Origin of the sequence: Sediminihabitans luteus (assembly GCF_002797595.1) — a bacterium.
In the GTDB taxonomy this organism is placed as follows: domain Bacteria; phylum Actinomycetota; class Actinomycetes; order Actinomycetales; family Cellulomonadaceae; genus Paraoerskovia; species Paraoerskovia lutea.
Window position 1 is genome coordinate 248380 of the sequence record NZ_PGFE01000003.1, and the last position, 23598, is coordinate 271977.

At 74.3% G+C, this 23598-nt stretch carries 25 protein-coding genes, 1 tRNA gene and 1 other RNA gene; 16 read left to right on the forward strand and 11 right to left on the reverse strand.

Annotated elements, in window-relative coordinates; genetic code table 11:
- Positions 1-17 precede the first annotated feature (17 nt).
- The 6 genes from CLV28_RS10780 to ffs all read right to left on the reverse strand — a co-directional run bounded on the left by CLV28_RS10780 (position 18) and on the right by ffs (position 6157).
- Positions 18-674, reverse strand: a complete 657-nt coding sequence (locus CLV28_RS10780; protein ID WP_100423327.1) for a methionine ABC transporter permease — start codon at positions 672-674, stop codon at positions 18-20.
- Entirely contained in the window at positions 671-1789 is a 1119-nt protein-coding gene (locus tag CLV28_RS10785) for a methionine ABC transporter ATP-binding protein (RefSeq protein WP_100423328.1), read from the reverse strand. Before CLV28_RS10785 ends, CLV28_RS10780 begins: the two co-directional genes overlap by 4 nt.
- The gene (locus CLV28_RS10790) at positions 1789-2685 is read right to left on the reverse strand and encodes a MetQ/NlpA family ABC transporter substrate-binding protein (RefSeq protein ID WP_100423329.1); all 897 of its coding nucleotides are present in this window, start codon (positions 2683-2685) and stop codon (positions 1789-1791) included. Before CLV28_RS10790 ends, CLV28_RS10785 begins: the two co-directional genes overlap by 1 nt.
- A gap of 418 nt (positions 2686-3103) precedes the next feature.
- The gene (locus tag CLV28_RS10795) at positions 3104-4423 is read right to left on the reverse strand and encodes an LCP family protein (RefSeq protein WP_100423330.1); all 1320 of its coding nucleotides are present in this window, start codon (positions 4421-4423) and stop codon (positions 3104-3106) included.
- Between the two features lie 74 nt (positions 4424-4497).
- The gene (locus CLV28_RS10800; RefSeq protein ID WP_100423331.1) at positions 4498-5898 is read right to left on the reverse strand and encodes a choice-of-anchor A family protein; all 1401 of its coding nucleotides are present in this window, start codon (positions 5896-5898) and stop codon (positions 4498-4500) included.
- 162 nt (positions 5899-6060) lie between these two features.
- An RNA gene (ffs, locus tag CLV28_RS10805) (signal recognition particle sRNA small type) lies at positions 6061-6157 on the reverse strand.
- Positions 6158-6312: 155 nt separating this feature from the next.
- Here ffs and CLV28_RS10810 point away from each other — a divergent pair.
- Positions 6313-6399: transfer RNA gene (locus CLV28_RS10810), tRNA-Ser, on the forward strand.
- Positions 6400-6479: 80 nt separating this feature from the next.
- Positions 6480-6905, forward strand: coding sequence for a hypothetical protein (locus tag CLV28_RS10815; protein ID WP_100423332.1), 426 nt, complete (start codon positions 6480-6482; stop codon positions 6903-6905).
- Here the strand turns inward: CLV28_RS10815 and CLV28_RS10820 are convergent.
- On the reverse strand, positions 6887-7792 hold the full coding sequence (locus CLV28_RS10820) for a TolB family protein (RefSeq protein ID WP_100423333.1): 906 nt from the start codon (positions 7790-7792) through the stop codon (positions 6887-6889). The genes CLV28_RS10815 and CLV28_RS10820 overlap by 19 nt on opposite strands.
- Positions 7793-7884: 92 nt before the next feature.
- Between CLV28_RS10820 and CLV28_RS10825 the strand changes: the two genes are divergently transcribed.
- The 6 genes from CLV28_RS10825 to CLV28_RS10850 all read left to right on the forward strand — a co-directional run bounded on the left by CLV28_RS10825 (position 7885) and on the right by CLV28_RS10850 (position 12875).
- A complete protein-coding gene (locus CLV28_RS10825; RefSeq protein ID WP_100423471.1) occupies positions 7885-8535 on the forward strand; it encodes a TetR/AcrR family transcriptional regulator in 651 nt (216 codons plus the stop codon).
- 105 nt (positions 8536-8640) lie between these two features.
- Positions 8641-9540 carry an ABC transporter ATP-binding protein gene (locus CLV28_RS10830; RefSeq protein WP_100423470.1) on the forward strand — a complete coding sequence of 300 codons (900 nt, stop codon included), beginning with the start codon at positions 8641-8643 and terminating at the stop codon, positions 9538-9540.
- Entirely contained in the window at positions 9537-11219 is a 1683-nt protein-coding gene (locus tag CLV28_RS10835) for an ABC transporter permease (protein WP_203968031.1), read from the forward strand. The genes CLV28_RS10830 and CLV28_RS10835 overlap by 4 nt, the downstream gene beginning before the upstream one ends.
- 43 nt (positions 11220-11262) lie before the next feature.
- The gene (locus tag CLV28_RS10840) at positions 11263-11571 is read left to right on the forward strand and encodes a type II toxin-antitoxin system VapB family antitoxin (RefSeq protein ID WP_100423334.1); all 309 of its coding nucleotides are present in this window, start codon (positions 11263-11265) and stop codon (positions 11569-11571) included.
- 12 nt (positions 11572-11583) lie between these two features.
- Positions 11584-12225, forward strand: a complete 642-nt coding sequence (locus tag CLV28_RS10845; RefSeq protein WP_157802608.1) for a LytR C-terminal domain-containing protein — start codon at positions 11584-11586, stop codon at positions 12223-12225.
- A 35-nt stretch (positions 12226-12260) separates the two neighbouring features.
- Complete coding sequence (locus tag CLV28_RS10850; protein ID WP_100423336.1) at positions 12261-12875, forward strand: GNAT family N-acetyltransferase; 615 nt, start codon at positions 12261-12263, stop codon at positions 12873-12875.
- Positions 12876-12904: 29 nt separating this feature from the next.
- Here the strand turns inward: CLV28_RS10850 and CLV28_RS10855 are convergent, their stop codons facing one another.
- On the reverse strand, positions 12905-13828 hold the full coding sequence (locus tag CLV28_RS10855; RefSeq protein WP_100423337.1) for an LLM class F420-dependent oxidoreductase: 924 nt from the start codon (positions 13826-13828) through the stop codon (positions 12905-12907).
- Positions 13829-13945: 117 nt separating this feature from the next.
- On the opposite strand from CLV28_RS10855, the gene CLV28_RS16215 reads away from it, so the two are divergent.
- The 7 genes from CLV28_RS16215 (at position 13946) to CLV28_RS10890 (ending at position 18851) form a co-directional block, all read left to right on the forward strand.
- Positions 13946-14386 carry a MarR family winged helix-turn-helix transcriptional regulator gene (locus CLV28_RS16215; RefSeq protein WP_275405011.1) on the forward strand — a complete coding sequence of 147 codons (441 nt, stop codon included), beginning with the start codon at positions 13946-13948 and terminating at the stop codon, positions 14384-14386.
- Complete coding sequence (locus CLV28_RS10865; RefSeq protein WP_203968032.1) at positions 14383-15789, forward strand: MFS transporter; 1407 nt, start codon at positions 14383-14385, stop codon at positions 15787-15789. The genes CLV28_RS16215 and CLV28_RS10865 overlap by 4 nt, the downstream gene beginning before the upstream one ends.
- A gap of 10 nt (positions 15790-15799) precedes the next feature.
- Complete coding sequence (locus CLV28_RS10870) at positions 15800-16723, forward strand: LLM class flavin-dependent oxidoreductase (RefSeq protein ID WP_100423339.1); 924 nt, start codon at positions 15800-15802, stop codon at positions 16721-16723.
- The gene (locus CLV28_RS10875) at positions 16723-16977 is read left to right on the forward strand and encodes a hypothetical protein (RefSeq protein ID WP_100423340.1); all 255 of its coding nucleotides are present in this window, start codon (positions 16723-16725) and stop codon (positions 16975-16977) included. Before CLV28_RS10870 ends, CLV28_RS10875 begins: the two co-directional genes overlap by 1 nt.
- Before the next feature lie 113 nt (positions 16978-17090).
- Positions 17091-17264 (forward strand): CsbD family protein, encoded by a 174-nt coding sequence (locus CLV28_RS10880; protein WP_100423341.1) that lies wholly within the window; start codon positions 17091-17093, stop codon positions 17262-17264.
- Positions 17265-17331: 67 nt separating this feature from the next.
- Positions 17332-17955: a DUF1684 domain-containing protein gene (locus tag CLV28_RS10885; protein ID WP_100423342.1), complete on the forward strand. Its 624-nt coding sequence runs from the start codon at positions 17332-17334 to the stop codon at positions 17953-17955.
- Positions 17956-18089: 134 nt separating this feature from the next.
- The gene (locus tag CLV28_RS10890) at positions 18090-18851 is read left to right on the forward strand and encodes a TetR/AcrR family transcriptional regulator (protein WP_100423343.1); all 762 of its coding nucleotides are present in this window, start codon (positions 18090-18092) and stop codon (positions 18849-18851) included.
- Between the two features lie 7 nt (positions 18852-18858).
- Here CLV28_RS10890 and CLV28_RS10895 read toward each other — a convergent pair whose 3' ends face one another.
- Genes CLV28_RS10895 through CLV28_RS15550 form a run of 3 tightly spaced genes read right to left on the reverse strand, consistent with a single transcriptional unit; the run spans position 18859 to position 22087 of the window.
- Positions 18859-20973 (reverse strand): ABC transporter permease family protein, encoded by a 2115-nt coding sequence (locus CLV28_RS10895; RefSeq protein ID WP_100423344.1) that lies wholly within the window; start codon positions 20971-20973, stop codon positions 18859-18861.
- On the reverse strand, positions 20970-21626 hold the full coding sequence (locus CLV28_RS10900) for an ABC transporter ATP-binding protein (protein ID WP_157802609.1): 657 nt from the start codon (positions 21624-21626) through the stop codon (positions 20970-20972). Before CLV28_RS10900 ends, CLV28_RS10895 begins: the two co-directional genes overlap by 4 nt.
- Positions 21623-22087, reverse strand: a complete 465-nt coding sequence (locus tag CLV28_RS15550; protein ID WP_157802610.1) for a hypothetical protein — start codon at positions 22085-22087, stop codon at positions 21623-21625. Before CLV28_RS15550 ends, CLV28_RS10900 begins: the two co-directional genes overlap by 4 nt.
- A gap of 239 nt (positions 22088-22326) precedes the next feature.
- On the opposite strand from CLV28_RS15550, the gene CLV28_RS10905 reads away from it, so the two are divergent.
- Positions 22327-23574, forward strand: a complete 1248-nt coding sequence (locus CLV28_RS10905) for an acyl-CoA dehydrogenase family protein (protein WP_100423346.1) — start codon at positions 22327-22329, stop codon at positions 23572-23574.
- The last annotated feature ends 24 nt before the right edge of the window (positions 23575-23598 follow it).

Here is a 23598-nt window from a genome sequence, read left to right on the forward strand (position 1 = left end):
AGCACGCCCCCGTGCGATCAGCGGTGCAGGGCCTTGCGCGCGAGCAGGTTGCCGAGCAGCTGGGCGAGCTGCGCGAGCACCACGATGACCAGCACCACGACGTACGTGACGACCCAGTTGTACTGCTGGTAGCCGTACACGATCGCGAGGTCGCCGAGTCCGCCGCCGCCGACGTAGCCCGCGACCGCGGACATGTCGAGCACGCCGATGAACAGGAACGTGAACCCGAGGATCAGCGGTGCGAGCGCCTCGGGCACGAGCACCGTGACGATGATCCGCCACGGCGAGGCGCCCATCGCCCGGGCCGCCTCGATCATGCCCGGGTCGAGCGAGACGAGGTTCTGCTCGACGATGCGCGCGAACACGAACGACGTCATGACGCACATCGCGAACGTGACGGCGGGCGTGCCGATCGTCGTCCCGACGACGATGCGCGTGAGCGGGCCGAGCGCGGCGAGGAAGATGATGAACGGGATGGGCCGCACGAGGTTGATCAGCACGTTGATGACCACGAACAGCGCGCGGCTCTGGAGCAGGTTGCCGGGCCGGGCCACGTAGAGGCCGATCCCGAGCAGCAGCCCGAAGAACCCGCCCACGACCATGGCCGTGAGCACCATCTGGAGCGTCTCGCCGAGCGCCGTCCACAGGAGCGGCTCGAGCTGGTCCCAGGTCATCGGACGACCTCCTCGGACGACGCGTCGTCGCGCGGTTCCTCGGCGGTGCCGAGGTCCACGACGTCGGTGTAGGACTCGAGCTCGGCGACCACGCGGGCGATCCGGTCGCCGTCGCCCACGAGCTCGAACGTGAGCGAGCCGTAGGGGCGTGACGCGACCTCGGTGATGCCGCCGTAGACGATCGTGCCGTCGACGCCGTGCGTGCGCAGCGTCTGGGTCACGCGCGCGCTCGACCCGGTCTGCTCGTCGACGCCCACCACGACCATGCGGCCGGGGTGCCGGGTGCGCAGGCGCGCGACGACGTCGGGGCCGGGGCGGTCGCGCAGCGCGGTCTCGACGAACCGCCGCGTGACGGGCTGCCGCGGGTTCGCGAACACGTCGTACACGTCACCCGTCTCGACGACCTTGCCGTGCTCCATGACCGCGACCCGGTCGCACGTGGTGCGCACGACGTCCATCTCGTGCGTGATGATCACGACCGTGACGCCGAGCTCGCGATTGACGCGACGCAGGAGCGCGAGCACGTCCTGCGTGGTCTCGGGGTCGAGCGCGCTGGTCGCCTCGTCGGCGAGCAGGATGCGCGGGTCGGCGGCGAGCGCGCGGGCGATGCCCACGCGCTGCTTCTGCCCGCCCGAGAGCCGCGACGGGTAGCTGCGCGCCTTGTCGGCGATGCCCACGAACTCCAGGAGCTCGGCGACGCGTGCCTCGCGCCGGGCCCGTGGCCAGCCCGCGACGCGCAGCGGGTAGGCGACGTTCCCGGCCACGGTGCGCGACCCGAGCAGGTTGAACTGCTGGAAGATCATGCCGATCCGGGCGCGCACGGGCCGCAGGCGGGCCTCGGGCAGGTCGGTGACGGTCGTGCCGTCGACCTCGATCGTGCCCGACGTCGCGGTCTCGAGGGCGTTGACGAGGCGCACGAGAGTGCTCTTGCCGGCCCCGGAGTACCCGATGACCCCGAACACCTCGCCCGCGAGCACGTCGAGCGTGACGCCGTCGACGGCGCGCACCTCGCTGCCCGTGCGGAACACCTTGGTCACGTCGCGGAACCGGATGATCGGCTCCCCGGGGCGGGCGCCCGCGGCGTCGGCCGCGGGCGCCGTCAGCGCGTCGCTCATCAGCCCTGCGACGCCTTCAGGTCGGACTCGATCTGCGCGAGGATCTCCTGGAGCTCCGACGCCGGGTTGTCCTTGATGACGCCGGTGCCGCCCGAGGCCTCGAGCACGCCCTGCTCGACCTTCTCGGTGTGGAAGATCTCGACGAGCTTCGCGACGTCGGGGTCGTCGGCGTCGTCGGCCCGCGCGACCCACACGTTGATGTAGGGCTTGGCGGCGTCCGAGTCGGGGTCGTCGGAGAAGAGCGCGTCGTCCTCGGTGAGCCCCGCGTCGCCGACGTAGTCGTTGTTGACGATCGACGCGTCGACGTCCTGGAGCGCGAGCGCGGTCTGGGCCGCGTTGACGGGCGTGACCGTGACCTTGGACGCGTCGGCGTCGATGTCCGCGGGCGTCGAGAACGCGGTGCCGCCGCCCGCGAGCGTGATGAGGCCCGCCTCCTGGAGCACGAGCAGGGCGCGCGCCTGGTTGGTCGGGTCGTTGGGGATCGCGACCTGGCCGCCGTCGGGGATCTCGTCGAGCGAGGCGTGCGCGGTCGAGTAGAGCGCGAGCGGGTAGACGGCGGTCGCCCCGACGGGCGTGAGGTCCTCGCCCGCGTCGGTGTTGTAGCCCGCGAGGAACTGCAGGTGCTGGAACTGGTTGAGGTCGAGCTCGCCCTCGGCGAGGGCCTGGTTCAGCACCGTGTAGTCCGAGAAGTTCTTGATCTCGACCGTGAGGCCCGCGTCGGCGGCCGCGTCCGTGAAGTCGGTCCAGTACTGGTCGGACGACTTGACCACGCCGATCACGATGGGGTCGTCGGCCGTGCCGGCCGAGAACCCGGCCTCGGCGTCGGACCCGCAGGCCGTCAGGGTCAGGGCTGCGGTCGCGGCGATCGCCGTCCAGGTGAGGGTCCTGCGGAGCATGGTGCGTCCTTCCGGTGGGCCTGCACGACGGCGCAGGCGAGGTCGCGCTCGTGGCGCGGCGGGGTGGGGTGCCCGGTGCGGGCGGGAGTGCTCGAGGGAGCGGTGCGTCGGGGTGCCCGACGGCGGGTCAACGCGTCAGCGCTGCGGACACGCGAGCTGCGGACACGCGTCCTGCGTGCACGCGACCGGCATTCGGCACGCCGAACGCCGGGGCCGGAGGCCCTGGGCGGTGGCGGCGAGGTGCGCGGTGCGGGTCATGGTCATCATCATGCGGGGCGCGGTCGGCTCCCGCCGAACGGGATCCCGAATCATCTCGGCATGTGGATGAGATCCGGCTCACATCGCAGGACAGAACACCGTTTCGTCCTGATTCATCCCGGTCCGGACGCGGCGCCCTGCCGTGCAGCAGGACCCGCCATCAGCAGGTCGTGCGCGCGTCCGCTCCCGTGATGGCCTCACCGGGCGTGCGGTCCGCCAAGGGGTCGACCGGGGTCGCGGTGGGGCTCTGCACGTCGTCAGCCGCTACGCCGTCGGTCACACCACCGCCGGTCACACCGCCGTCCGTCACGCCGTCGTCGGTCACGCCGGCGTCGGCCGTCGGGGTCGAGGCCGCCGCCACGACGTCGCGCGACGACTCGACCACGGGCTCGTCCGCGGCCATCCGCGCCCAGAACGCAGGGGCGTCGGCCGAGAACTGGACCCTGTTGCGGTCGTAGACGTACGGCTCGGTCGGTGCCGTCATGAAGGTCAGCTGCGACGGCGCGATGTCCCGCAGCGAGAAGCCCAGGCCCGTGAGGTCCTTGACCCCGCCGAGGCTCGTGTCGAGCGTGAGCGAGCTCGTCACGGCGTCGACGAACTTCAGGAGCTTGGACGGGTTGGCGAGCGTGCTCGCGCTGAGCACCTCGGCCGACGTCGCAGCGAGCAGCGCCTGCTGGCGGTCGAGCCGGTGGGTGTCGGAGCCGTCGCTCAGGTCGTGCCGGGCCCGTGCGAGCGCGAGCGCGTCGAGGCCGTCGAGGTGCTGGTTCCCCGCGGCGAGATCGAGGTTCGCCTCGTCGTCGGCGAGCGGCTCGGGGATGCACATGTCGACCCCGCCGATCGCGTCGATCATGTCGCGGAACCCGACGAAGTCGACCGCGATGAACCCGTCGACGCGGACGTTCGTCGCCGACTCGATCGTGCGCATGGTGCACGCCGCGGCCGAGGCGAGGTCGTGCCCGGACAGGAACCCGAACGAGAACGCGGAGTTGAACTTGGTGGCCGGCGACGGAGCCGTCGTCCCGCCTCCGGTGACGGTGCACGACGGGATGTCGACGACGAGGTCGCGCGGGATCGACACGATCTCGACGCGCGACCGGTCCGCCGAGACGTGCATGAGCATCGTGACGTCCGAGCGCATCGAGCCGTCGGCCTTGCCGCCGATCTTGACGTTCTCGCCCGAGCGGTCGTCCGAGCCGATCAGCGCGATCGTGAGCGGGACCCCTGCGTTGGGGTCGTCCGGGTCGGGCGTCGGCGCCGCGGGCCGCTCGGTCTCCGCCCCGCGCAGCGGCGCGGTCTCGACCTGCTCGATGTTGTGGTCCACGCGGTACGCGAGCGCACCCACGCCGGCGCCCGTGAACGCGACCACTCCCGTCGCGCACAGCGCGGTCCACCACAGCACCCGGTGCGGCCGTCGCGGTCGCGTGTGGACGGCTGGTCGTTCGTGCACGGCACTCCCCTGCTGAGCCCCCTGATCGGTCATGGCCAGAGACTAGGCGAGGGCGAACGGCGCGTGCTGCGTCGTCCGCCCTCGCTCACGTGGAGACCCTGTGAACGTCAGTGCTGGTGGCGGCGAGCCAGCAGCACCGCACCCGTCCCGGCGAGGACCAGGAGCAGACCGCCGCCCAGCCAGGGCAGCACGTCCGCGCCGGTCCACGGGAGCGTCTCACCCAGGACCTCGGTGGTCGGGGTCGGCGTCGGGGTCACGCTGGGAGTGACCGTCGGCGTCGGCGTGACCGTCGGGGTCGGCGTGACGGTCGGCGTCGGGGTCGGGGTCGGGGTCGGGGTCGGCGTGACCGTCGGGGTGGGCGTCGGCGTGGGCGTCACGGTCGGCGTCGGCGTCGGCGTGGGAGTCGGCGTCGGGCCCGGGGGGACGCACGGGAACCCAGGCGTCCACGGGTAGTTGTGGTGCTCGGTGCCCGAGCCCGCCATCGTGTAGTCGCCACCCACGAGCACGCGCCCGTTGGTGCTCGTCGTGGTCGTGAGGTCACCCTCGGGCACGAGGATCGAGCCCATGAACTGGTCGTTGCGGCCGATCGACACGTCGGTCGCGTCGGCGAAGTTCCACATCAGGGCCGCGGTCAGGTTGCCGAACGACTCCGAGCTCGGGTTGTTGACCTGCACCCCGTCGACGGCCCAGTAGTTGGGCGCGATCTCGACGGGGCCGCCGATCACGTTGACCACGACGCCGGCACCCGCAGGGACGTCCGAGAAGTACATCTCGGTCGCACCGTTGAGCTCCTCCGCCGTGACGGTGAAGACCTGGTCGCCCGAGACGCCGTCGCCCACGAGCCGCAGCTGGTTGCCGTCGCGGGTCACGGTGCCCGTGTCGTCCTGCGCGACGAGCGCCGTCGAGACGGCGTCGATCTCGCCGCCGAAGTCGGCGTAGGGGGCGGTGGCCGCGGCGCCGAGGTCGGACTCGAGCGGAGCGTTGTTGGTCTCGACGCGCTCCGCGCTGTCGAGCGTGCCGCCCACCCGCACGGCGCCCCCGGCGAGCTCGCCGTCCTCGTCGTAGACGTTCGCGCCGACGTCGACGCTGCCCGCCGCGGCGACCGTCATGTCGCCGCCGACCGCGAGCATCGTGCTCCCGGGCGACGGGACGATGCCCGACCCGACACCGACCGAGCCGACGTTGAAGATCCCGGGGCGCTCGAAGGTCGCGTCACCCATGACGACGTTGAGGCCCTCGGACTCCGCGGCGTTCTCCGTCGCGACGAAGTCTCCCTCGACGTAGACGGCGACCGAGTCGTCGGTGAACGCGGGGAAGTCCGGGCTCACGGGCGGCAGGTCGCCGTCGTCGGGGCACTGCGGGACGACCGCGGTCACCACGGGAGCCGCAGGAGCCTCCGCCATCGCCGCCGTCGCGCCGACCCCCGCGACGCCCAGCGCGGCGACGACCGCCAGGGCTGACGCACGGCGTGCCGTGACGGAACGGGCTACGGACGGGACTCGCGACATGGTGGTGCTCCAGCGTCGAAGGTCGGCACCGCGCGGATCGCGAGCGGCACCAGGGTCTCGATTGTGGGACGGCCGGACGGTCGGGGAAAAGTCGGTCGACCTGGATGTGACGCATCAGACAGGACGATCCCGACGAACCTCGCGCACCACCCACGTCCGGACGTGAAGGACCCCTCGCACACCCGCCAGAGCCCACCTGCCCTTGCTGCCTTCCGGCCCTGGGGGAGTTCAGTGAGATGACGCCGCACGAGGGGTCTGCCCACAGAGTAGCCCAGCACCCGCGCGGGACAGAAACCGGCGCCCACGCCGGCTCCGGCACCGGCCCCCGACGCCGCGCGAGCGGTGGCCCGGTGCGGATTCGGTCGCAGCGCCACGGTCCGGTATCCTCGAACGGCTGCCTCGTGCAGCGCGTCAGGAGGATTCGCCTAGCGGCCTATGGCGCACGCTTGGAAAGCGTGTTGGGTGTGAAAGCCCTCGGGGGTTCGAATCCCCCATCCTCCGCAGATCGTGACGGGAGCCCGGCCACCGGCCGGGCTCCCGTTCGCGTTGCGGCCCCGTGCGCGCCGGTGTCGACTGACCGGGTGAGCGAGCATCCCCGCCGTCTGGCGATCGACGCCGCGACCGCGCTGCGCCTCGTGCGCGAGCTCCCCGACGCCGGCGCGCGCGTGCCGCTCGTCGGCCCGGCGGTGCTGCGCAGCCACGTCCTCGCGCTGCTGTGGGCCGAGGTCCGGGCGGGGTCGCTCGACGAGCGCACCGCGCTCGCCCAGCTCGAGCGGCTCGCGTCGCTCAAGGTCCGGCTACTCGGCGACCGGGTCTCGCGCGCGACCGCCTGGCGCGTAGCCCGGGACCTCGGCTGGGACGACCCGCTCGCGGCCGAGTACCTCGCCGTCGCCGTCCTGCAGGCAGACGCCCTCGTGGCGGACGACGCGCGGCTCGTCGCGGGCGCGACGCGCCTCGTGCCCGTGGTCGGGTTCGACGCGCTCGTCGCTCAGGCCTCGACCGGGTAGGCCACGTACGCGAGGTGCGAGCCGTCGGGCGACCAGCTCGGCACGTTCATGGTCCCCTGCCCGCCGTGCACCGCGGCGAGGTCCCGCACGGTGCCGTCGACCTCGCGCAGCCGCACGAGCACGTCGACGTCCGCGGGGTGCCCGAGCGTCCCGGGCGGGAAGCTCACGTAGGCCACACGACCGTCGGGCGCCGGGTGCGGGAACCAGTCGACGCGCTCGCCGTGCGTCATGCACTCGGGCGTCCCGCCGGCGGCGGGCACCCGGAACAGCTGTGCGTGCCCGGGGACGTCCGCCTCCCGCTCGGAGCTGAACCACACCCACGCACCGTCCGCCGAGAACTCGCAGCCGTCGTCGGCGTGCTCGTCGTCGGTCAGCGCGACCACGTCGCCGCCCTCGACGGGCACGAGGTGGATGTCCGTGCGCACCCCGTCGGGGAGCCGGCGCATGCCGACGTACGCGAGCGTCGCGCCGTCGGGCGAGACGCCGTGCAGGTAGTGGGCGAAGTCCTCGCCGCGGTCCTCGGACACCCGGCGCGGCACGCCCGAGCGGTCGCACGCGGCGTCGAGCGGGACGGCGTAGAGGTGGCCGTCCTCGCACGAGACGTAGGCCGTGCGGCCGTCGGGCGCGAGCACGTGGTCGTTGTTGACGGGAGGGAGCCCGCCGAGGTCGATCTCGACGAGGTCGGCGTCGGTGCCGCCCCCGAGCGCCGCGGGCACCCGGAACAGGCGACCGTCGCCGTTGACGACGAGCCAGCGCCCGTCCGGGGTCCAGCTGGGCGCCTCGACCAGCCGGTCGCGCGCGGTGAGCACGAGGCGCGACGCGCCGGTCGCGACGTCGACGATCCACACCTCGGCGCGCTGGCGGGGGACCTCGAAGGTGCGGGGCATGCCTCGACGCTAACCCCGGTGCGGGACGCGTGGCCCGAGCGGGCCCGGCGCGTCCCTCGACAGTCGCTGAACGCACGTTTAGCATGGTGAACATGCGTTCAGCACCGCCGGACACCACGGCCCGTGCACGGATCCGCGACGCCGCGGTCGTGCGCTTCGCGACCGACGGCTTCGACGCGCCGCTGCGCGCCATCGCGACCGACGCGGGCGTGAGCGCCGCGCTCGTGCTGCACCACTTCGGGTCCAAGGACGGCCTGCGCGACGCGTGCGACGAGCACGTGTTCACCCAGGTGCGTGACGCCAAGGGGCCCGTGCTGCGCGACCGCACGCCGCTCACGATGCTCGAGGCCCTCGCCTCGGTCGACGCGTACGCCCCCCTGTTCGCCTACCTCGTGCGCAGCCTCCAGACCGGGGGCCCGCGCGCGAGCGCGTTCGTCGACCACCTCGTCGACGACGCCGTCGAGTACCTGGCCGACGGCGTCGCGGCCGGCACGCTGCGCCCCAGCCGCGACGAGCACGCCCGCGCCCGCTACCTCGTGCTCACCGCGCTCGGCGCCGTGCTGCTCGACGTCGCGATCTCGGGCCCCGCCACGCCGCGCGAGCTCATGGCCGCGTACCTCGACCGCATGGCGCTGCCCGCCCTCGAGCTCTTCACCGACGGACTCCTGACCACGCGCGACATGCTCGACGGCTACCTGCTGCACGCGCCGGACCCGCCCCGCCCCGCGTCGTCCGACACCTGAGCAGAGGACCCGAGGACCCCGACCCGACGAGCTGGAGGCACCGTGCCCACCCCGACCCCCGTGCCCACCCCGACCCCCCTGTCCGCCGAGGCGCCCGCGATCGAGATGCGCGGCGTCCACAAGCACTTCGGCACCGTGCACGCGCTCGACGGCCTCGACCTGACCGTCCGGCGCGGCGAGGTCGCCGGGTTCCTCGGCCCCAACGGGGCCGGCAAGTCGACCGCGATCCGCGTGCTGCTCGGCCTGATCCGGGCGGACGGCGGCACCGCGCGCCTGCTCGGCGGCGACCCCTGGCACGACGCCGTCGAGCTGCACCGCCGCCTCGCGTACGTGCCGGGCGACGTGAACCTGTGGCCGGGGCTGACCGGCGGCGAGGCGATCGACCTGCTCACCCGCCTGCGCGGCGGGGTCGACCCGGCCCGGCGCGCCGAGCTCCTCGACCGGTTCGAGCTCGACCCGAGCAAGAAGGCCCGCACCTACTCCAAGGGCAACCGGCAGAAGGTCGCGCTCGTCGCGGCGCTCGCCTCCGACGTCGAGCTGCTCGTGCTCGACGAGCCGACCTCGGGCCTCGACCCGCTCATGGAGGCCGTGTTCACGCGGTGCGTCCAGGAGGCCACGGAGCAGGGACGCTCGGTGCTGCTGTCGAGCCACATCCTCGGCGAGGTCGAGAAGCTCTGCGACACCGTGACGATCATCCGCGCCGGCACGGCCGTGCAGCACGGCACGCTCGCCGAGCTGCGGCACCTGACCCGCTCGACCGTGCGCGCGACGGTCGCCGGCGACCCGCGTGGCCTCGAGGACCTCGACGGCGTGCACGACCTCGCCGTCGGCGACGTGACCGCCGAGGGCACGCCCGTCACGTTCACGCTCGACACCGACGCCACCGACCCCGTGCTGCGCGCGCTCGCGTCGCTCGGCCTGCGCGCGCTCGTGTCGGCCCCGCCGTCGCTCGAGGAGCTGTTCCTGCGCGAGTACGGCGACGCGACCGCGGCGGGCCCGCGATGAGCGCGACGACGGGCGCGCCGACCGCCGCGACCCCGCGCACCACGCGGCCCGCGAGCCCGACGACCGCCGGGGCGCTCACGCTCACCCGGTTCTTCGTGCGACGCGACCGCGTCCGCATCCCCGTGTGGGCGCTCTCGGTGTCCGTGATGTTCCTGTACGCGACGGTCGCGCTCGGCGCGGTCTACCCGACCGCGTCCGACCGGCAGGTGCGCGCGAACCTCGTCTCGAGCCCCGCCGCGATCATGATGACCGGCCCCGGGTACGGCACCGACGACTACACGCTCGGGGCGATGGTCGCGAACGAGTTCACGCTCTGGGTCGTGGCGGCCGTCGCGATCATGAACGTGCTGCTCGTGGTGCGGCACACCCGCGCCGAGGAGGAGACGGGGCGCGCCGAGCTCGTGCGGGCCGGCGTCGTCGGACGTCGCGCGCCCGGCCTCGCCGCGTTCTGCACCGCGGTCGTCGCGAACCTCGCGGTCGGCGTGCTGAGCCTCGTGATGCTCCTGGTCGGCGGCGCGAGCGTCGAGGACTCGGGCATCACCGTCCCCGACACGGTCGCGCTCTGCCTCGGCGTCGCCCTCACGGGCCTCGTGTTCGCGGCCGTGGCGAGCGTGACGTCGCAGGTCACCGAGCACGCGCGCGCCGCCTCGGGCGCCGCGTTCGCGGTGCTCGGCCTCGCCTACCTGCTGCGCGCGATCGGCGACGTCCAGGCCGAGCACGGCTCGTGGGTCTCGTGGCTCTCGCCGCTCGCCTGGACGCAGCAGACGCGGCCCTACGTCGACCTGCGCTGGTGGCCGCTCGCGCTCCCGGTCGTGCTCGTCGTCGTGCTCCTGCTCGTCGCGGTGCGGCTCACCGCGCGGCGCGACCTCGGCGCGGGGCTCGTGCCCGTGCGCCCGGGCCGGGCCGACGCCCGCCCGGGGCTGCGCAGCCCGTTCGCGCTCGCGTGGCGCCAGCAGCGCGCCTCGGTCGTCGCGTGGGGCTCGGGCATCGCGGTGCTCGGGCTCGCGACGGGGACGTTCGCGAACCAGATGGACGACATCACGGCGATGGTCGAGGACAACGCGCTCGCGGCCGAGATCTTCGGCGGTCCCGACCAGGTGCTCGACGCCTTCGACGCGGTCATGGTGCTGTTCCTCGCGGTCGGCGTGGGTGCGTGGGCCCTCGCGTCGTTCCTGCGCGCGCACGGCGAGGAGACCTCGGGCCGCGCCGAGCCGCTGCTCGTGGCCCCCGTCTCGCGCAGCCGCTGGCTCGGGGCGCACCTCGCGGTCACCGGGATCGGCACGCTCGTGCTGCTCGCGGGCGCGGGACTGTCGCTGGGCCTCGGCGAGGTCGCGGTGGGTCGCGAGGTCGGCGCGCTGGGCGAGATCCTCGTCGCGACGCTCCTGTACCTTCCGGCCGTCGCGGTGCTCGTGGGCGTGAGCGCGCTCGCGTTCGGGGTGCTGGGCCGGCTCGTGCAGCTCGGCTGGGCCCTGCTCGCGTACGCGTTCGTGGTCGGGATGTTCGGCCCGCTCCTCGACCTGCCGTCGTGGGCCGTGCACGTCTCGCCGTTCGCGAGCGTGCCGACCCTCGCGGACGCGGACGCCGCATGGTGGCCCCTCGCGGTGCTCGTCGTGGTCGCCGTGGCGCTCCTCGCGGGGTCGTTCGTCGGGTTCCGACGCCGCGACCTGGCCACGGGGTGACCGTCCCGGTGCGAGGAGCAGCGGCTCGCCTAGGATGGCCGCCATGATCTTCAAGACCGTCGGGGAGGGCCGACCGTACCCGGAGCACGGCCTCGAGTCCCCGAAGGACTGGTCGACCGTGCCGCCGCGCCAGGTGCGGCTCGACGAGCTCGTGACGACCAAGCGGATCCTGCACCTCGACAACCTGCTCTCGGAGGACTCGACGTTCTTCGGGGACCTGTTCGCGCACGTGGTCGAGTACCGCGGCGAGCTGTACCTCGAGGACGGCCTGCACCGGGCCATGCGGGCCGCCCTGCAGCAGCGACCCGTGCTGCACGCCCGCGTCCTGACGGTCGACGACCCCGCGGTCTAGTAGGTTGCTCGCGTGACATCCCCCGATCCCCAGCGTGCCCGCGCGCTCCGACGCAGGCACGAGCACGAGCGGCAGGCCGTCGTGTTCGGCGTCATAATCGCGCTCCTGGCCGTGGTCGGCGTCGGCGCGCTCGCCGTCTACACCGGGGCGATCAAGTCGCCGTTCGAGCGCGAGTTCTACACCGCGCCGTCGGCCATCGACTCCGCCGTGGTCGTGTGCCCGCCCGAGGACGCGCTGCCCGTGCCCTACCCGGACGTCAAGGTCGAGGTCGTCAACGCGAGCGACCGGCTCGGGCTCGCAGGCATCGTGGGCGACGTGCTCGCCGACCGCGGGTTCGACGTGGTCGACGTGAGCAACGCGAGCCAGAGCCTCGACTACGTCGAGATCTCGACCAACGTCGAGGGCCTGGCCGCGGCGTACACGCTCGCCGCGCAGTTCGAGGAGTCGGCCGTGGTGCTCGACGACCGCGCCGAGCCGACCGTGAGCGTCGCGATCGGGGGCGACTTCGAAGAGTTCGTGCCCGAGGACGTCGTGCCGCTCGAGGCCAAGACCCCGCTCGTCGCGCCCGCGGGCTGCCACCCGGCCGACGCGATCACGCCGCGTCACGTGCCCACGCCCACGCCGACGGCGTCCGAGGCCCCCGCCGCGGGCTGACCCGCCCCACCGTCCCGTCCGGAGACCGCCCCGCCATGCCCGCACCCCGCATCCGTCCCGCGCGCACGCACGACCCGCGCGAGGTCGACCGCCTGTACGAGATCTGCCTGCGCACGGGCGCCGACGGCGACGACGCGACCGGCACGTTCGCCGACCCGCGCCTGCTCGGCGAGGTCTACCTCGGCGCCTACCTCGCGCTCGAGCCGGACCTCGCGTTCGTACTCGTCGACGCGGACGACGTCCCGGTGGGCTACGTCGTCGGCACGGCCGACACCGCGAGCTTCGAGGACCGGCTCGAGCGCGAGTGGTGGCCGCCCCTGCGCGAGCGGTACGGCCCCGACGCGTTCCCGGACGGCTCCCCCGACGCCGGGCTCGTGCGGCAGATCCACTCCCCCTGGCGCACGGCGCAGCCGTGGCTCGCGGAGCACCCCGCGCACCTGCACGTCGACCTCCTGCCGCAGGCGCAGGGCGGCGGCGCGGGCCGTCGTCTGCTCGAGACGCTGTTCGGCGCGCTGCGCGAGCGCGGCGTGCCGGGGGTGCACCTGGGGGTCTCCGCGACGAACCTGCGCGCGATCGGCTTCTACGAGCACCTCGGGTTCGCGCGGCTCGAGCCGTCGGGCGGCACGACGCTGGGCCTCGACCTGCGCTGACGCGCCGGTGAGACCCTGCCGGGCGTCGGTCAGTCGAGCTGGGTGCCGACCTCGCGCGCCACGAGCTCGAGGTGGTCGAGGTCGGCCAGGTCGAGCACCTGCAGGTAGACCCGGTCGAGGCCCTCGGCCGCGACGCGTGCGAGGGTGTCGGCCGCCTCCGCGACGGTGCCCGCGATCCCGTGCTCGCGCAGCTCGGCGGGCTCGCGCCCGATCGCCTCGGCGCGGCGTCGGAACTCGGCCTCGTCCTTGCCCACGCACAGCACGAAGACCGCCGAGTAGTCGAGGTCGTCGGCGGGCCTGCCCACGGCCTCGCACGCCTCGCGCACGCGGTCGAGGTGGCCGCCGAGCGCGTCGAGCTCGGGGAACGTGGCGTTGAACTCGGTCGCGTACCGGGCCGCGATCGCGGGCGTGCGGCGCGGACCGAGGCCACCGACGATCACGGGGACGCGCGGCTGGACGGGCTTGGGCAGGGCCGGCGAGTCGACGAGCGTGTAGTGCTCGCCCGCGAAGTCGTACGTCTCGCCGCGCGGCGTGCCCCAGAGACCCGTGACGATCTCGAGCTGCTCCTCGAGCATCCCGAACCGCTTGTCGGGGAACGGGATCCCGTACGCGGTGTGCTCGCGCTCGAACCAGCCGGTGCCGAGCCCGAGCTCGACGCGCCCGCCCGACATCTGGTCGACGTTCGCGACCTGGATCGCGAGGATCCCGGGCGTGCGGTACGTCACGGACGACACGAGCGTGCCCAGGCGAACGCGCTCGGTGTCCCGCGCCAGGCCCGCGAGCGTCGTCCACGCGTCGGTCGGGCCCGCACCGCCGTCGCCGCCCATCGCGAGGTAGTGGTCGGAGCGGAAGAACGCGTCGAAGCCGAGGTCCTCGGTCGCGCGGGCCACCGCGAGGAGGTCGTCGTAGGTGGCGCCCTGCTGCGGCTCGGTGAAGATGCGGAGGTCTGTCATGCGTCAAGCGTGCCACGGTGCCGCCGTGCCACGGTCCAGCGGTGCCGCGGCCGACCGCCGTCCAGATCGGCAGTCATGACTGGACAGTTGAGACTGAGAAGTTCTACGGTGGACGCCGTGACCGACCTCCCCGTGCGCGCCGCGACCGACGTCCGCACCGCCCTGTCCCGGCTGCGCCGCCGCCTGCTCGAGCTCTCGGCCGACGAGGTCACGCCCTCGCAGACGGCACTGCTCAGCCGCCTCGCCAAGGACGGCCCGGCGACCGCGAGCGCCCTCGCCGCGGCCGAGCGGATCCGCCCCCAGTCCGCCGCCGCGACGGTCGCGTCGCTCGAGAAGGCCGGCCTCGTCGTCCGGCACCCGGACCCGCACGACGGCCGTCGCCTGCTCGTCTCGCTCACCGACGAGGGCCGCGCGCGCTACCAGGGAGGCCGTGCGACGCGCGGCGAGTGGCTCGCCGCGGCGCTGCGCGCGCGGTGCACCGACGACGAGCTGCGGGCCGTCGTCCTGGCCGCGACGATCCTGGACGACGTCGCGTCCGCGCCCCGGGAGGTGCCGTGACGGCCGGCACCGGGCGGGACGCACGGCCGGGGTTCGACCGCCGGCTGATCGCGCCGATGATCCTCGGGTCGATCCTCAACCCGATCAACTCGTCGATGCTCGCGGTCGCGCTGATCCCGATCGGGCAGGCGTTCGGGGCGCCGCCGTCCGAGACCGCGTGGCTCGTCTCGGCGCTCTACCTCGCGACCGCGATCGGGCAGCCCGTGATCGGGCGGCTCGTGGACGCGTTCGGGCCGCGCCCGCTGTACCTGATCGGGACGGGGCTCGTGGGGTTCGCGGGGCTGCTGGGCGTGGTCGCCCCGACGCTCGGTGTGCTGATCGCGTCGCGCGTGCTGCTCGGGTTCGGCACGTCCGCCGCGTACCCCGCGTCGATGTCGCTGCTGCGGACCGAGTCGGACCGCACCGGGATGCGCAGCCCCGCGGGGATCCTCGCGGCGCTGTCGATCGCGAACCAGGTCGTCGCGGTGATCGGCCCGACGCTCGGGGGCGTGCTGATCGGCCTGGGCGGCTGGCACCTGATCTTCGCGATCAACGTGCCGCTGTCGCTCGCGTGCCTCGCGCTCGGTGCGCTGCGCCTGCCCCGGCGCCCACGCCGCACCGCGGACGACCCGCCGGTGCGGGTCGACGTCGTCGGCATGGCCTGGTTCGCCGCGACGCTGACGACGTTCCTGCTGTTCCTCATGGACCCTGGCCTCGCGCAGTGGTGGCTGCTCGCCCTCGCGGGGATCGCGGCGCTCGGGTTCGTGCGGCGCGAGCGGCACGTCGACGAGCCGTTCCTCGACCTGCGGGTGCTGCGCGGCAACGGCCCACTCCTCGCGACGTACGGCCGCCAGGTGCTCGCGTACACGGTGTCGTACGGGTTCATGTACGGGTTCACGCAGTGGCTCGAGGACGGTCGCGGCATGACCCCCGCGCACGCGGGCCTGCTCATGCTGCCCATGTCGCTCTCGGCGATCGCCGTCACGGTGCTGGTCGGACGTCGCCCGGGGGTGCGCGGCAAGCTCGTGGCGGGATCGGTCACGCTCGTCGCGGCATGCGCGAGCATCCTGCTGCTGACCGGGTCGAGCCCGGTGGGCGCGCTCGTGGGCGTGGGCGTGCTGCTCGGTGTGCCGCAGGGCCTCAACGGGCTCGCGAACCAGAACGCGCTGTACGCGCAGGCCGACCCCGACCGGATGGGCTCCTCGGCCGGGTTGCTGCGCACCTTCATGTACCTGGGCGCCATGGTCGCCGCCGCGACCAACGCCGCGTTCTACGCCGACGGCGCGACGACCGCAGGGCTGCACGACCTGGGCGCGTTCATGCTCGTCGTCGCGGTGCTGCTCGTGGTCGCGGTCGTCGCCGACCGCTCGCTCGGCCGGTACGGGTACCCCGGGGCACGCCCCTCGTCGGGAGGACGGCCGTAGGCTCGGTCGCATGAGCGCGTCAGGCAGCCCGCAGATCAGCACCGTGATCCTCCCCGTGCACCCGTGGTCGCAGGGCCGGGCCGTGTGGGAGCGCGCCGAGCAGCTCGGGTTCGGCACGGCGTACACGTACGACCACCTCTCGTGGCGCACGTTCCGCGACGGCCCGTGGTTCGGCGCGGTCCCCCTGCTCACGGCGGCCGCGGTCGCGACGACGACGCTGCGGCTCGGCACGCTCGTGACCTCGCCGAACTTCCGTGAGCCGGTCACGCTCGCCAAGGACCTCATGACGCTCGACGACGTCTCGGGCGGCCGCGTCACGCTCGGGATCGGCGCGGGCACGTCGTCCGGCTTCGACGCGACCGTGCTGGGCGGGCCGGCCTGGCCGCTGCGCGAGCGCACCGAACGGTTCGAGGAGTTCGTCGAGCTGCTCGACCGGCTCCTGACCACCCCGGCCGTCACGTCGGACGGCACCTACTACTCGGCGCACGAGGCCCGCACGATCCCGGGCTGCGTGCAGTCCCCGCGGCTGCCGTTCGTGGTCGCGGGCAACGGCCCGCGCGGCATGCGCCTCGCTGCGCGGCACGGGCAGGGCTGGGTGACCACGGGTGCGCCCGGGTTGCCGGACGACGCGAGCCCGGTCGCGTCGTCCGATGCGGTCGCGGCCCAGGTGGCCCGGCTACGGGAGGTCACTTCCCATGACGGTCCGGAGGTCGCCGGGGGCGACGCCGCGCGGGACCCGCTGCGCACGGTGCTCCTGACCGGGTTCACGCCCGACCCGTGGTTCGCGTCGGCCGACGCGTTCGACGACGCGCTCGGGCGCTACGCCGAGGCGGGCATCGACGAGGTCGTGCTGCACTGGCCGCTGCCCGGCACGCAGTTCGACGTCGACGTCGACGTGTTCGAGGACGCCGTGACCCGCCACCGGGGCGCCTGATGCTCGGGGTGCGCTGGGACAGCCTCGCGACCGTTCTCGGCTGCGGGGTGCTCGCGCTCGTCGCGCTGCTGCTCGGGGTGCTGCGCGGGCACCCGTGGGCGTGGGTGCCGTGCCTGCTGTGCGCGGGGATCGCGCTGCGCGAGGTGCGCCTGCTGCAGCGCGAACGGGACGCGCGCAACGACCCTGCGCGCCATGACCCTGCGCGGCGCGACCCTGAACGACATGACCCGGCACGGCGCGACCCTCGGCGCTGAAGTGCCCCGCCGGGACGCCGCGCGATCCGCAGGATCCTGCGGATCACCCGCCCCGACGTGCGAGCACCGCGCGACGTGCCTACGGTCCTGGCACGTCAACGGAAGGAGCTCTCATGGGACTCGGAGACAAGATCTCGAACGCCGCGGAGGACGCCAAGGGGAAGCTCAAGGAGGGCACCGGCAAGGTGACCGACAACGAGCGCCTCGAGGCCGAGGGCAAGGCCGACCAGGCCTCTGCCGACGTCAAGCAGGCTGGCGAGAAGGCCAAGGACGCCTTCAAGCACTGAGCCGATCGACCGAAGGCCCCGCCCACCTCCCCCGGGCGGGGTCTTCGTGCGTCACGAGGAGGCACGCATGATCCCCGAGCTGCACGTCACCGACTGGCGTCGGCGCACGCACGCGCTGTACGCGGCGGTCCGCGAGATCGCGGCGACCGACCCGGCGTCGGCCCACGCGCACTGGGTCGCGGGGCGCGACGACATGCTCGCGCACCACCCCGCGACCCCGGTCCTGGCCACGGACCGGCCCGCGTTCCGGGGCGTGCCCGTGGGCGCGTACGACCCGGCGATGCGCTTCGAGGTCGGGATCGACCCCGTGCCCGACGACGCCGACGGCGCGGCCCGCCTCGACGTGCCCACGGGCACCGACGGCGTCGTCCCGTTCGAGCGGGTCGGACGGGTCGCGCTGGACGGCCTCGGCTCGCTCGACGTGTGGGCGCTGCGCTCGTACGGCGGCGGGCTGTTCGTGCCCGTCAAGGACGCCGGTGCGGGGCCGCGCACCTACGGCGGCGGGCGCTACCTGCTCGACACGGTCAAGGGCGCCGACCTCGGGCCCGGGGCGCGCGAGACGCTCGTGCTCGACCTGAACTTCGCCTACAACCCGTCGTGCGCGTACGACCCGGCGTGGGCGTGCCCGCTCGCACCCCCGGGCAACCGCCTCGACGTCGAGCTCGCGTGCGGGGAGCTCGTCGCCCCGTGAGGTGACCGTCGTGTCGCGCCCGTCGTCGGCCCCGGGGCGGGTCCCCGTCGTCGCCCCGGGCGAACGTCACGATGGGGTGACACTCGGTCTCAGACCGGTGACCGGCCGGTGAGACGGCGTGTACGGTCCGGAGCATGACCCCCACCCGCGCGCACCACGAGGCCGTCGACGCCGCGATCGAGCTGTTCACCCGTCAGGGCTACGAGCGCACGACGGTCGAGGAGATCGCCGACGCCGCGAACATCTCGCGCGCGACGTTCTTCCGTCGCTACGGGTCCAAGGAGGACGTGGTCTTCGCCGACCACGAGGTGCTGCTCGACGACGTGGTCGTGCTGCTCGCCGAGTCCCGCGACGCACGGTCCACCGCCGACCCGCTCGTCGAGGTCTGCCGCGCGGCCCGCCTCGTGTTCGACCACCACGTGAGCCAGCCGCGGATCTCCCGGGCCCGTCACGCGCTGCTCCAGCAGGTCCCGGCGCTGCGCGACCGCGAGCTCGTCACGACCCACCGCTACGAGCGCGCGTTCACGCGCTACCTGCGCGGACGCCTGCCCGAGGGGCCGCACAACGACACCGCCTCGGTCGCGTTCGCGGCGTCCGTCGTCGCGGTCCACAACGCGATCCTGCGCCGGTGGCTGCGCGACCCCGAGCGCGACATGCGCCCCGCGCTCGAGGACGCGTTCGGCGACCTGCGCCGGGCGGCGGCGCGCGCCGCGGGCCCCGCGGCCGAGGACTCCGTGCCCGCGAGCACCGCGCCCGGAGGGACGGAACGCGAACCGGTCACCCCGACCGGCGACATTCCCGCGGGGCGCCCCCGCGTCGTCGTGGCCGTGGTCGAGGCCGCGGACGACGCGACCGCGGACGACGTCGCCCGCGCCGTCCGCGACGCGCTGGCCTGAGGCCGGCTCAGCGGGTCGCGGCCGCGAGCAGCCGCAGCTGGAACCTCGCGACACCGAGCGCCACGAGCGCGGTCGCACCGATCGTGACGAGGCCCTGCACCACGAGCGGCGCGACCACGACCTGCGTGAGCTCGACCGACGTCATGGCCCACGCCTCGACGACCGCCGCCCCGGTCGCGACCGGCACCGTGACGACCACGGGCGCGAGGAGCGTGCGGCGGTGCATGCGGCGCACCTGCCGCACGGTCATCCCCGCGACGGTCAGGAGCCGGCCGTCGTCCGCGGACTGCCCGATCGACCGGTTCCCGAACGCGTGCAGTGCGGCGGCGAGCAGCAGGCCCGCGGCCATGAGGATCGCGGGGCCGACCAGCGCCATCGCCGCGGGCGGTCGCAGCGCGATGTCGGAGCCGACGTTGGCCGCGGGCAGTCCGGCGAACGCCGCCTCGACGTCCTCGACCCGCTGGCCCGGCCCGAGCGTGTAGACCACGTCCCAGGCGCCCGCGTCCGTCAGCTCGGGCGGGTCGCCGACGGTCGCGTCGAGCGCGCCCACGCGCTCGGCGGCCCGGGCGAGCGCGGCCTCCGGGCCGCCGACCACGACCGAGCAGTCCGGGAGGCCCGCGAGGCGCGCCGCGTCGTCGCAGGTCGCGACGTGCAGGGTCGCGCCGCGGTCCGACCGCATCGCCACGGCGAAACCGCCCGCGCCGGGCGACCCGACCCCGAGGCGGTCGTGCACCGCTGCGAGGTCCCCCGGCCGTGGGTCGCGCCAGTTCGCCACGACGGTGCCCGAGCCCTCGACGTCCGCCGCGTCGCGCACCACCGACGTCGCGGCCCCGAGCAGGAACACGAGCAGGGCGATCGCGACCCCGGGCCGGGCCAGGGCGACCGGCGAGTGCACCAGGCGACGTCCGGCGAGCCACGCCTCGGGTCGGTCGGAGCGTGAGACGGCGGCCCCGACCGCGCGCACGAACCACGGCATCGCGAGCGGCAGCCCGACCGCGGTCGCGATCAGGCCCACGCCGTTGACCAGGTACGCGAGCTCGCCCGCGGTCGAGCGGGACGCGACCATCACCGCGAAGCCCGCGCCGAGCAGCACGAGGCCCGCGCGGCCCGAGCCGGCACGGGCGCGCAGCGCGGAGGTCAGCGCCCCGGTCGTGCGCGCGGCAGGCCGGGCGGGCAGGGCACCGACGACCCCCGCGACGCCCGCGACGGCGACCGCGCAGACCGCGACCGCGCCGGCCGGGAGCACGAGCGCACCCGGCAGGAGCACGAGCTCGCCGCCCGGGAACGAGCGCCCAGGGGCGAGAGCGATCCACGCGAGCACGCCGAGCAGCACGCCGGGCACCGCGACGAGCAGCGTCTCGACACCCCCGACGGCGCGCACCTGACCCGGCGACAGCCCGAGCACGCGCAGCGTCGCCGCGCGCCCACCCCGGTACGCCGAGGCCGAGCTCGCGCAGCCCACGAGCAGCACGAGGCCCGGCAGCACGAGCGTGAGCAGCGCGAACGTCACGACCCAGGCGACGGGTGCGGTCTCGGGCTCGGTCTCCCAGCCCTGGAGCGTGCCGACACCCGCGGCGTCGGGCCCGAACCCCGTGACCCCGACGACGGACCCTCCCTTGCCGAGACCCCGCCCGGGCGCGGGCACCGCGTAGGCGAGCATCTCGGACGACGCGCGCAGGCCTTCGTCGCCGATCGCGCCGCGCGCCCCCGTCCCCACGGGTGACGCGACGAGGTCGAGGCCGTCGAGCACGCCCGCGTCGAGCATCGCGGGCGACGCCGCGACCGTGCCGGGCGCGGGCAGCGCGGCGAGACCGGGCGGCAGGGGGACGTCGCCTGCGCCGTCCGACGCCTCGAGCCACACGACCGGGAACTGCCGCCGGTCCCACACCGTGCCGCGCTCGACCATGCGCAGGGGTGCGCCCGTGCCGTCGGCCGTGACGACGGGGGTGCGGGCGTCGGCCCGGGTCTGCGCGCCGTGCGCCGCGACCACGAACGCCGTCGCGGCGAGGATCGCGAGCGTCGCGAGCAGCGACCCGACGAGCACGCTGACCTGACGCCACCGGTGCGCGAGGTCGCGCGTCGTCGCGCCACGCGCCGCGAGCGCGAGGAGCGTGCGGGTCACCCGACGACCGCCGCCCCGGCGCGCAGGTCGACCACGGCGTCGCAGCGTTCGACCACCTCGGGGTCGTGCGTCGCGACGAGCGTCGCGGCGCCGTGCTCGCGCGCGTGCCGCACCAGGAGGTCGACGACGAGCCTCCCGTTGGTGCGGTCGAGCGAGGCCGTCGGCTCGTCGGCCACGACGCTGCGCCCGGGCGTCGCCAGCGCACGGGCGAGCGCGACGCGCTGGGCCTCGCCGCGCGAGAACGTGCCCGGCCTCAGGCCCGCGAGATGCTCGCACCCGACGACCGCGAGCGCCGCGCGCGCCGCCTCGAGGGCGGTGCGACGCGGTGCGCCGGCGACGAGGCGTGGCAGGGCGACGTTCTCGGCCGCGGTGAGCTCGTCGAGCAGCTCGGGGTCCTGGAAGACCAGCCCGAGCATGTCGCGCCGGAACGCGGCCTGCGCGGCCGCGCCGAGCCGCGCGACGTCGACGCCGTCGACGAGGACCGTGCCCGTCGTCGGTGCGGCGAGACCGGCGAGGCAGCGCACGAGCGTCGACTTGCCCGAGCCCGAGGGGCCGACGAGCGCCGTGACCGTCCCGTCGGGGACCTCGAACGAGGTCTCCGCGAGGACGGTCACGTCGCCCCGCACGACGCCGAGCGAGCGGACCTGAATCACTTGGCGTAGACCCAGGGCCCGTGGTTGTCGGGCAGGAGCGGCTGGTCGCGGCCGACGCGGTGCTTGCCGATGGGCGTCTGGTAGCCCGAGTACGCGCACGCGTTGTTGGCGCCGTTGCGGTCGTCGAACCGCCACTGGCCCGCGTAGCCGACGCGCGTGTACTCGGCGTAGACCGCGCGCGAGTCGCCGAGCGTGTCGCAGACCATGACCTGGTAGGCCCGGTTGATGTCCTGCGAGTAGCCCCAGCTCGCGCTCGAGCGGACGTCGGCCGTGGCGCTGCCGCCGACGACGCCCGTGACCGCGACGGCGCCCGCGGCCAGGAAGACCGCGCCGCGGGAGGGTCGTCGCGAGGTGCGGTGCTCGCGTGCGGGCGGTGTTGTCGTCTCAGGCGGTGTGACCGTGTCAGTCAGTGTGGCCGTCTCAGGCAGTGTTGTCGTTTCAGGCAGCGTGGTTCCGTGCATGGTGCCCCCTTGCATCGGCCGGGCTCCGTCGCCCGGGACCTGCGCACGCGCGACTCCGGGCGTGCGGTCGCCGCCCTGCGGCGACGAGCCACACCGTAGCGAAGCGGCGTCCGGTGCGCGAGGGATGTCCACCCTCTCCCCATCGCATGAGACTGCGTATCTTGACGTGAGACTCAATCGCGCGCACGATGGAAGGACCGCCGCAGTCGTCGGCACCCCAGCGACAGGGAGAAACCCTCATGGCCATCGAGTCCGTCGAGCGCACCACCACCCCGCAGGAGCGGCTCACCGAGCCCGACTACGGCCTCTCCGCACCGCTCGACATCGACTACGCGGGGGCCTTCCGCCGCGCGACCGAGGCGGACCGCGCCCACCAGCTCGCGGTCCGCACGTTCGTGCAGGACGAGGTGCTGCCCGTGATCGACGGGTACTGGGAGCGCGCCGAGGTGCCCTACCCGCTCGTCGCACGCATGGGCGAGCTCGACTTCCTGCGCGAGTCGGTCGACGTGCCCGGCCGCCCGGCCCTCAGCCCGCTCGCCGCGGGCCTCGCCGCGATGGAGATGTCGCGCGGCGACGGCTCGGTCTCGACGATCTGCGGCGTGCAGGGCGGGCTCGCGCTGCGCTCGATCATGCTGCTCGGCTCCGACGAGCAGAAGGCCACCTGGGCCGAGCCCCTCGCACGCGGCGAGAAGCTCGCGGCGTTCGCGCTGACCGAGCCGACGCACGGCTCCGACTCGGTCTCGCTCGAGACGACCGCGACGAGCGTCGAGGGCGGGTTCGTCCTCAACGGCGCCAAGAAGTGGATCGGTGCGGGCGCGAACTCGGACGTCTCGGTCGTGTGGGCCCGCTGGGTCGGCGAGGACGGCGACGGCCAGGTGCACGGCTACCTCGTGCCGCAGGACTCCCCCGGCTACGACGCGACCGTCATCGAGGGCAAGGTCGCGCTGCGCGCGATCCACCAGGCGCACATCGTCCTGACCGACGTGTTCGTCCCCGCCGAGAACGCCCTGCCGGGCGCCCGCTCGTTCAAGGACACCTCGCGCGTGCTCGGCGCGACGCGCCTCGCCGTGGCCTGGGCCGCGGTCGGCCACGCGGTCGCGTGCTACGAGACCGCCGTCGCGTACGCGGGCACCCGCACGCAGTTCGGGCGCCCGCTCGCCAAGAGCCAGATGATCCAGGAGCGGCTCACGCGCATGCTGAGCACGCTGACCCAGATGCAGCTGCTCGTCGCCGCGATGACCGAGCTCGAGGCCGACGGCACCCTGACCGGCCCGCAGGCGTCGCTCACCAAGTACACGTGCACGCGCGGCGCCCGCGAGATCGCGGCGGTCGCGCGCGACATGCTCGGCGGCAACGGGATCCTGCTCGCCAACCGCGTCGCCCGGCACTTCGCCGACATCGAGGCGCTGCACACCTACGAGGGCACCGAGAGCGTCCAGGCGCTCATCGTCGGCCGCGACATCACGGGCATGTCCGCCTTCGTCTGACCAGGCCGGGCCCTGACGGCGGGC

Coding starts and splice junctions, on each gene's coding strand:
- CLV28_RS10780 (WP_100423327.1), bottom strand. CDS start 674: ATGACCTGGGACCAGCTCGAGCCGCTCCTGTGGACGGCGCTCGGCGAG.
- CLV28_RS10785 (WP_100423328.1), bottom strand. CDS start 1,789: ATGAGCGACGCGCTGACGGCGCCCGCGGCCGACGCCGCGGGCGCCCGC.
- CLV28_RS10790 (WP_100423329.1), bottom strand. CDS start 2,685: ATGCTCCGCAGGACCCTCACCTGGACGGCGATCGCCGCGACCGCAGCC.
- CLV28_RS10795 (WP_100423330.1), bottom strand. CDS start 4,423: ATGACCGATCAGGGGGCTCAGCAGGGGAGTGCCGTGCACGAACGACCA.
- CLV28_RS10800 (WP_100423331.1), bottom strand. CDS start 5,898: ATGTCGCGAGTCCCGTCCGTAGCCCGTTCCGTCACGGCACGCCGTGCG.
- CLV28_RS10820 (WP_100423333.1), bottom strand. CDS start 7,792: ATGCCCCGCACCTTCGAGGTCCCCCGCCAGCGCGCCGAGGTGTGGATC.
- CLV28_RS10825 (WP_100423471.1), top strand. CDS start 7,885: ATGCGTTCAGCACCGCCGGACACCACGGCCCGTGCACGGATCCGCGAC.
- CLV28_RS10830 (WP_100423470.1), top strand. CDS start 8,641: ATGCGCGGCGTCCACAAGCACTTCGGCACCGTGCACGCGCTCGACGGC.
- CLV28_RS10835 (WP_203968031.1), top strand. CDS start 9,537: ATGAGCGCGACGACGGGCGCGCCGACCGCCGCGACCCCGCGCACCACG.
- CLV28_RS10840 (WP_100423334.1), top strand. CDS start 11,263: ATGATCTTCAAGACCGTCGGGGAGGGCCGACCGTACCCGGAGCACGGC.
- CLV28_RS10850 (WP_100423336.1), top strand. CDS start 12,261: ATGCCCGCACCCCGCATCCGTCCCGCGCGCACGCACGACCCGCGCGAG.
- CLV28_RS10855 (WP_100423337.1), bottom strand. CDS start 13,828: ATGACAGACCTCCGCATCTTCACCGAGCCGCAGCAGGGCGCCACCTAC.
- CLV28_RS10870 (WP_100423339.1), top strand. CDS start 15,800: ATGAGCGCGTCAGGCAGCCCGCAGATCAGCACCGTGATCCTCCCCGTG.
- CLV28_RS10875 (WP_100423340.1), top strand. CDS start 16,723: ATGCTCGGGGTGCGCTGGGACAGCCTCGCGACCGTTCTCGGCTGCGGG.
- CLV28_RS10880 (WP_100423341.1), top strand. CDS start 17,091: ATGGGACTCGGAGACAAGATCTCGAACGCCGCGGAGGACGCCAAGGGG.
- CLV28_RS10885 (WP_100423342.1), top strand. CDS start 17,332: ATGATCCCCGAGCTGCACGTCACCGACTGGCGTCGGCGCACGCACGCG.
- CLV28_RS10890 (WP_100423343.1), top strand. CDS start 18,090: ATGACCCCCACCCGCGCGCACCACGAGGCCGTCGACGCCGCGATCGAG.
- CLV28_RS15550 (WP_157802610.1), bottom strand. CDS start 22,087: ATGCACGGAACCACGCTGCCTGAAACGACAACACTGCCTGAGACGGCC.
- CLV28_RS10905 (WP_100423346.1), top strand. CDS start 22,327: ATGGCCATCGAGTCCGTCGAGCGCACCACCACCCCGCAGGAGCGGCTC.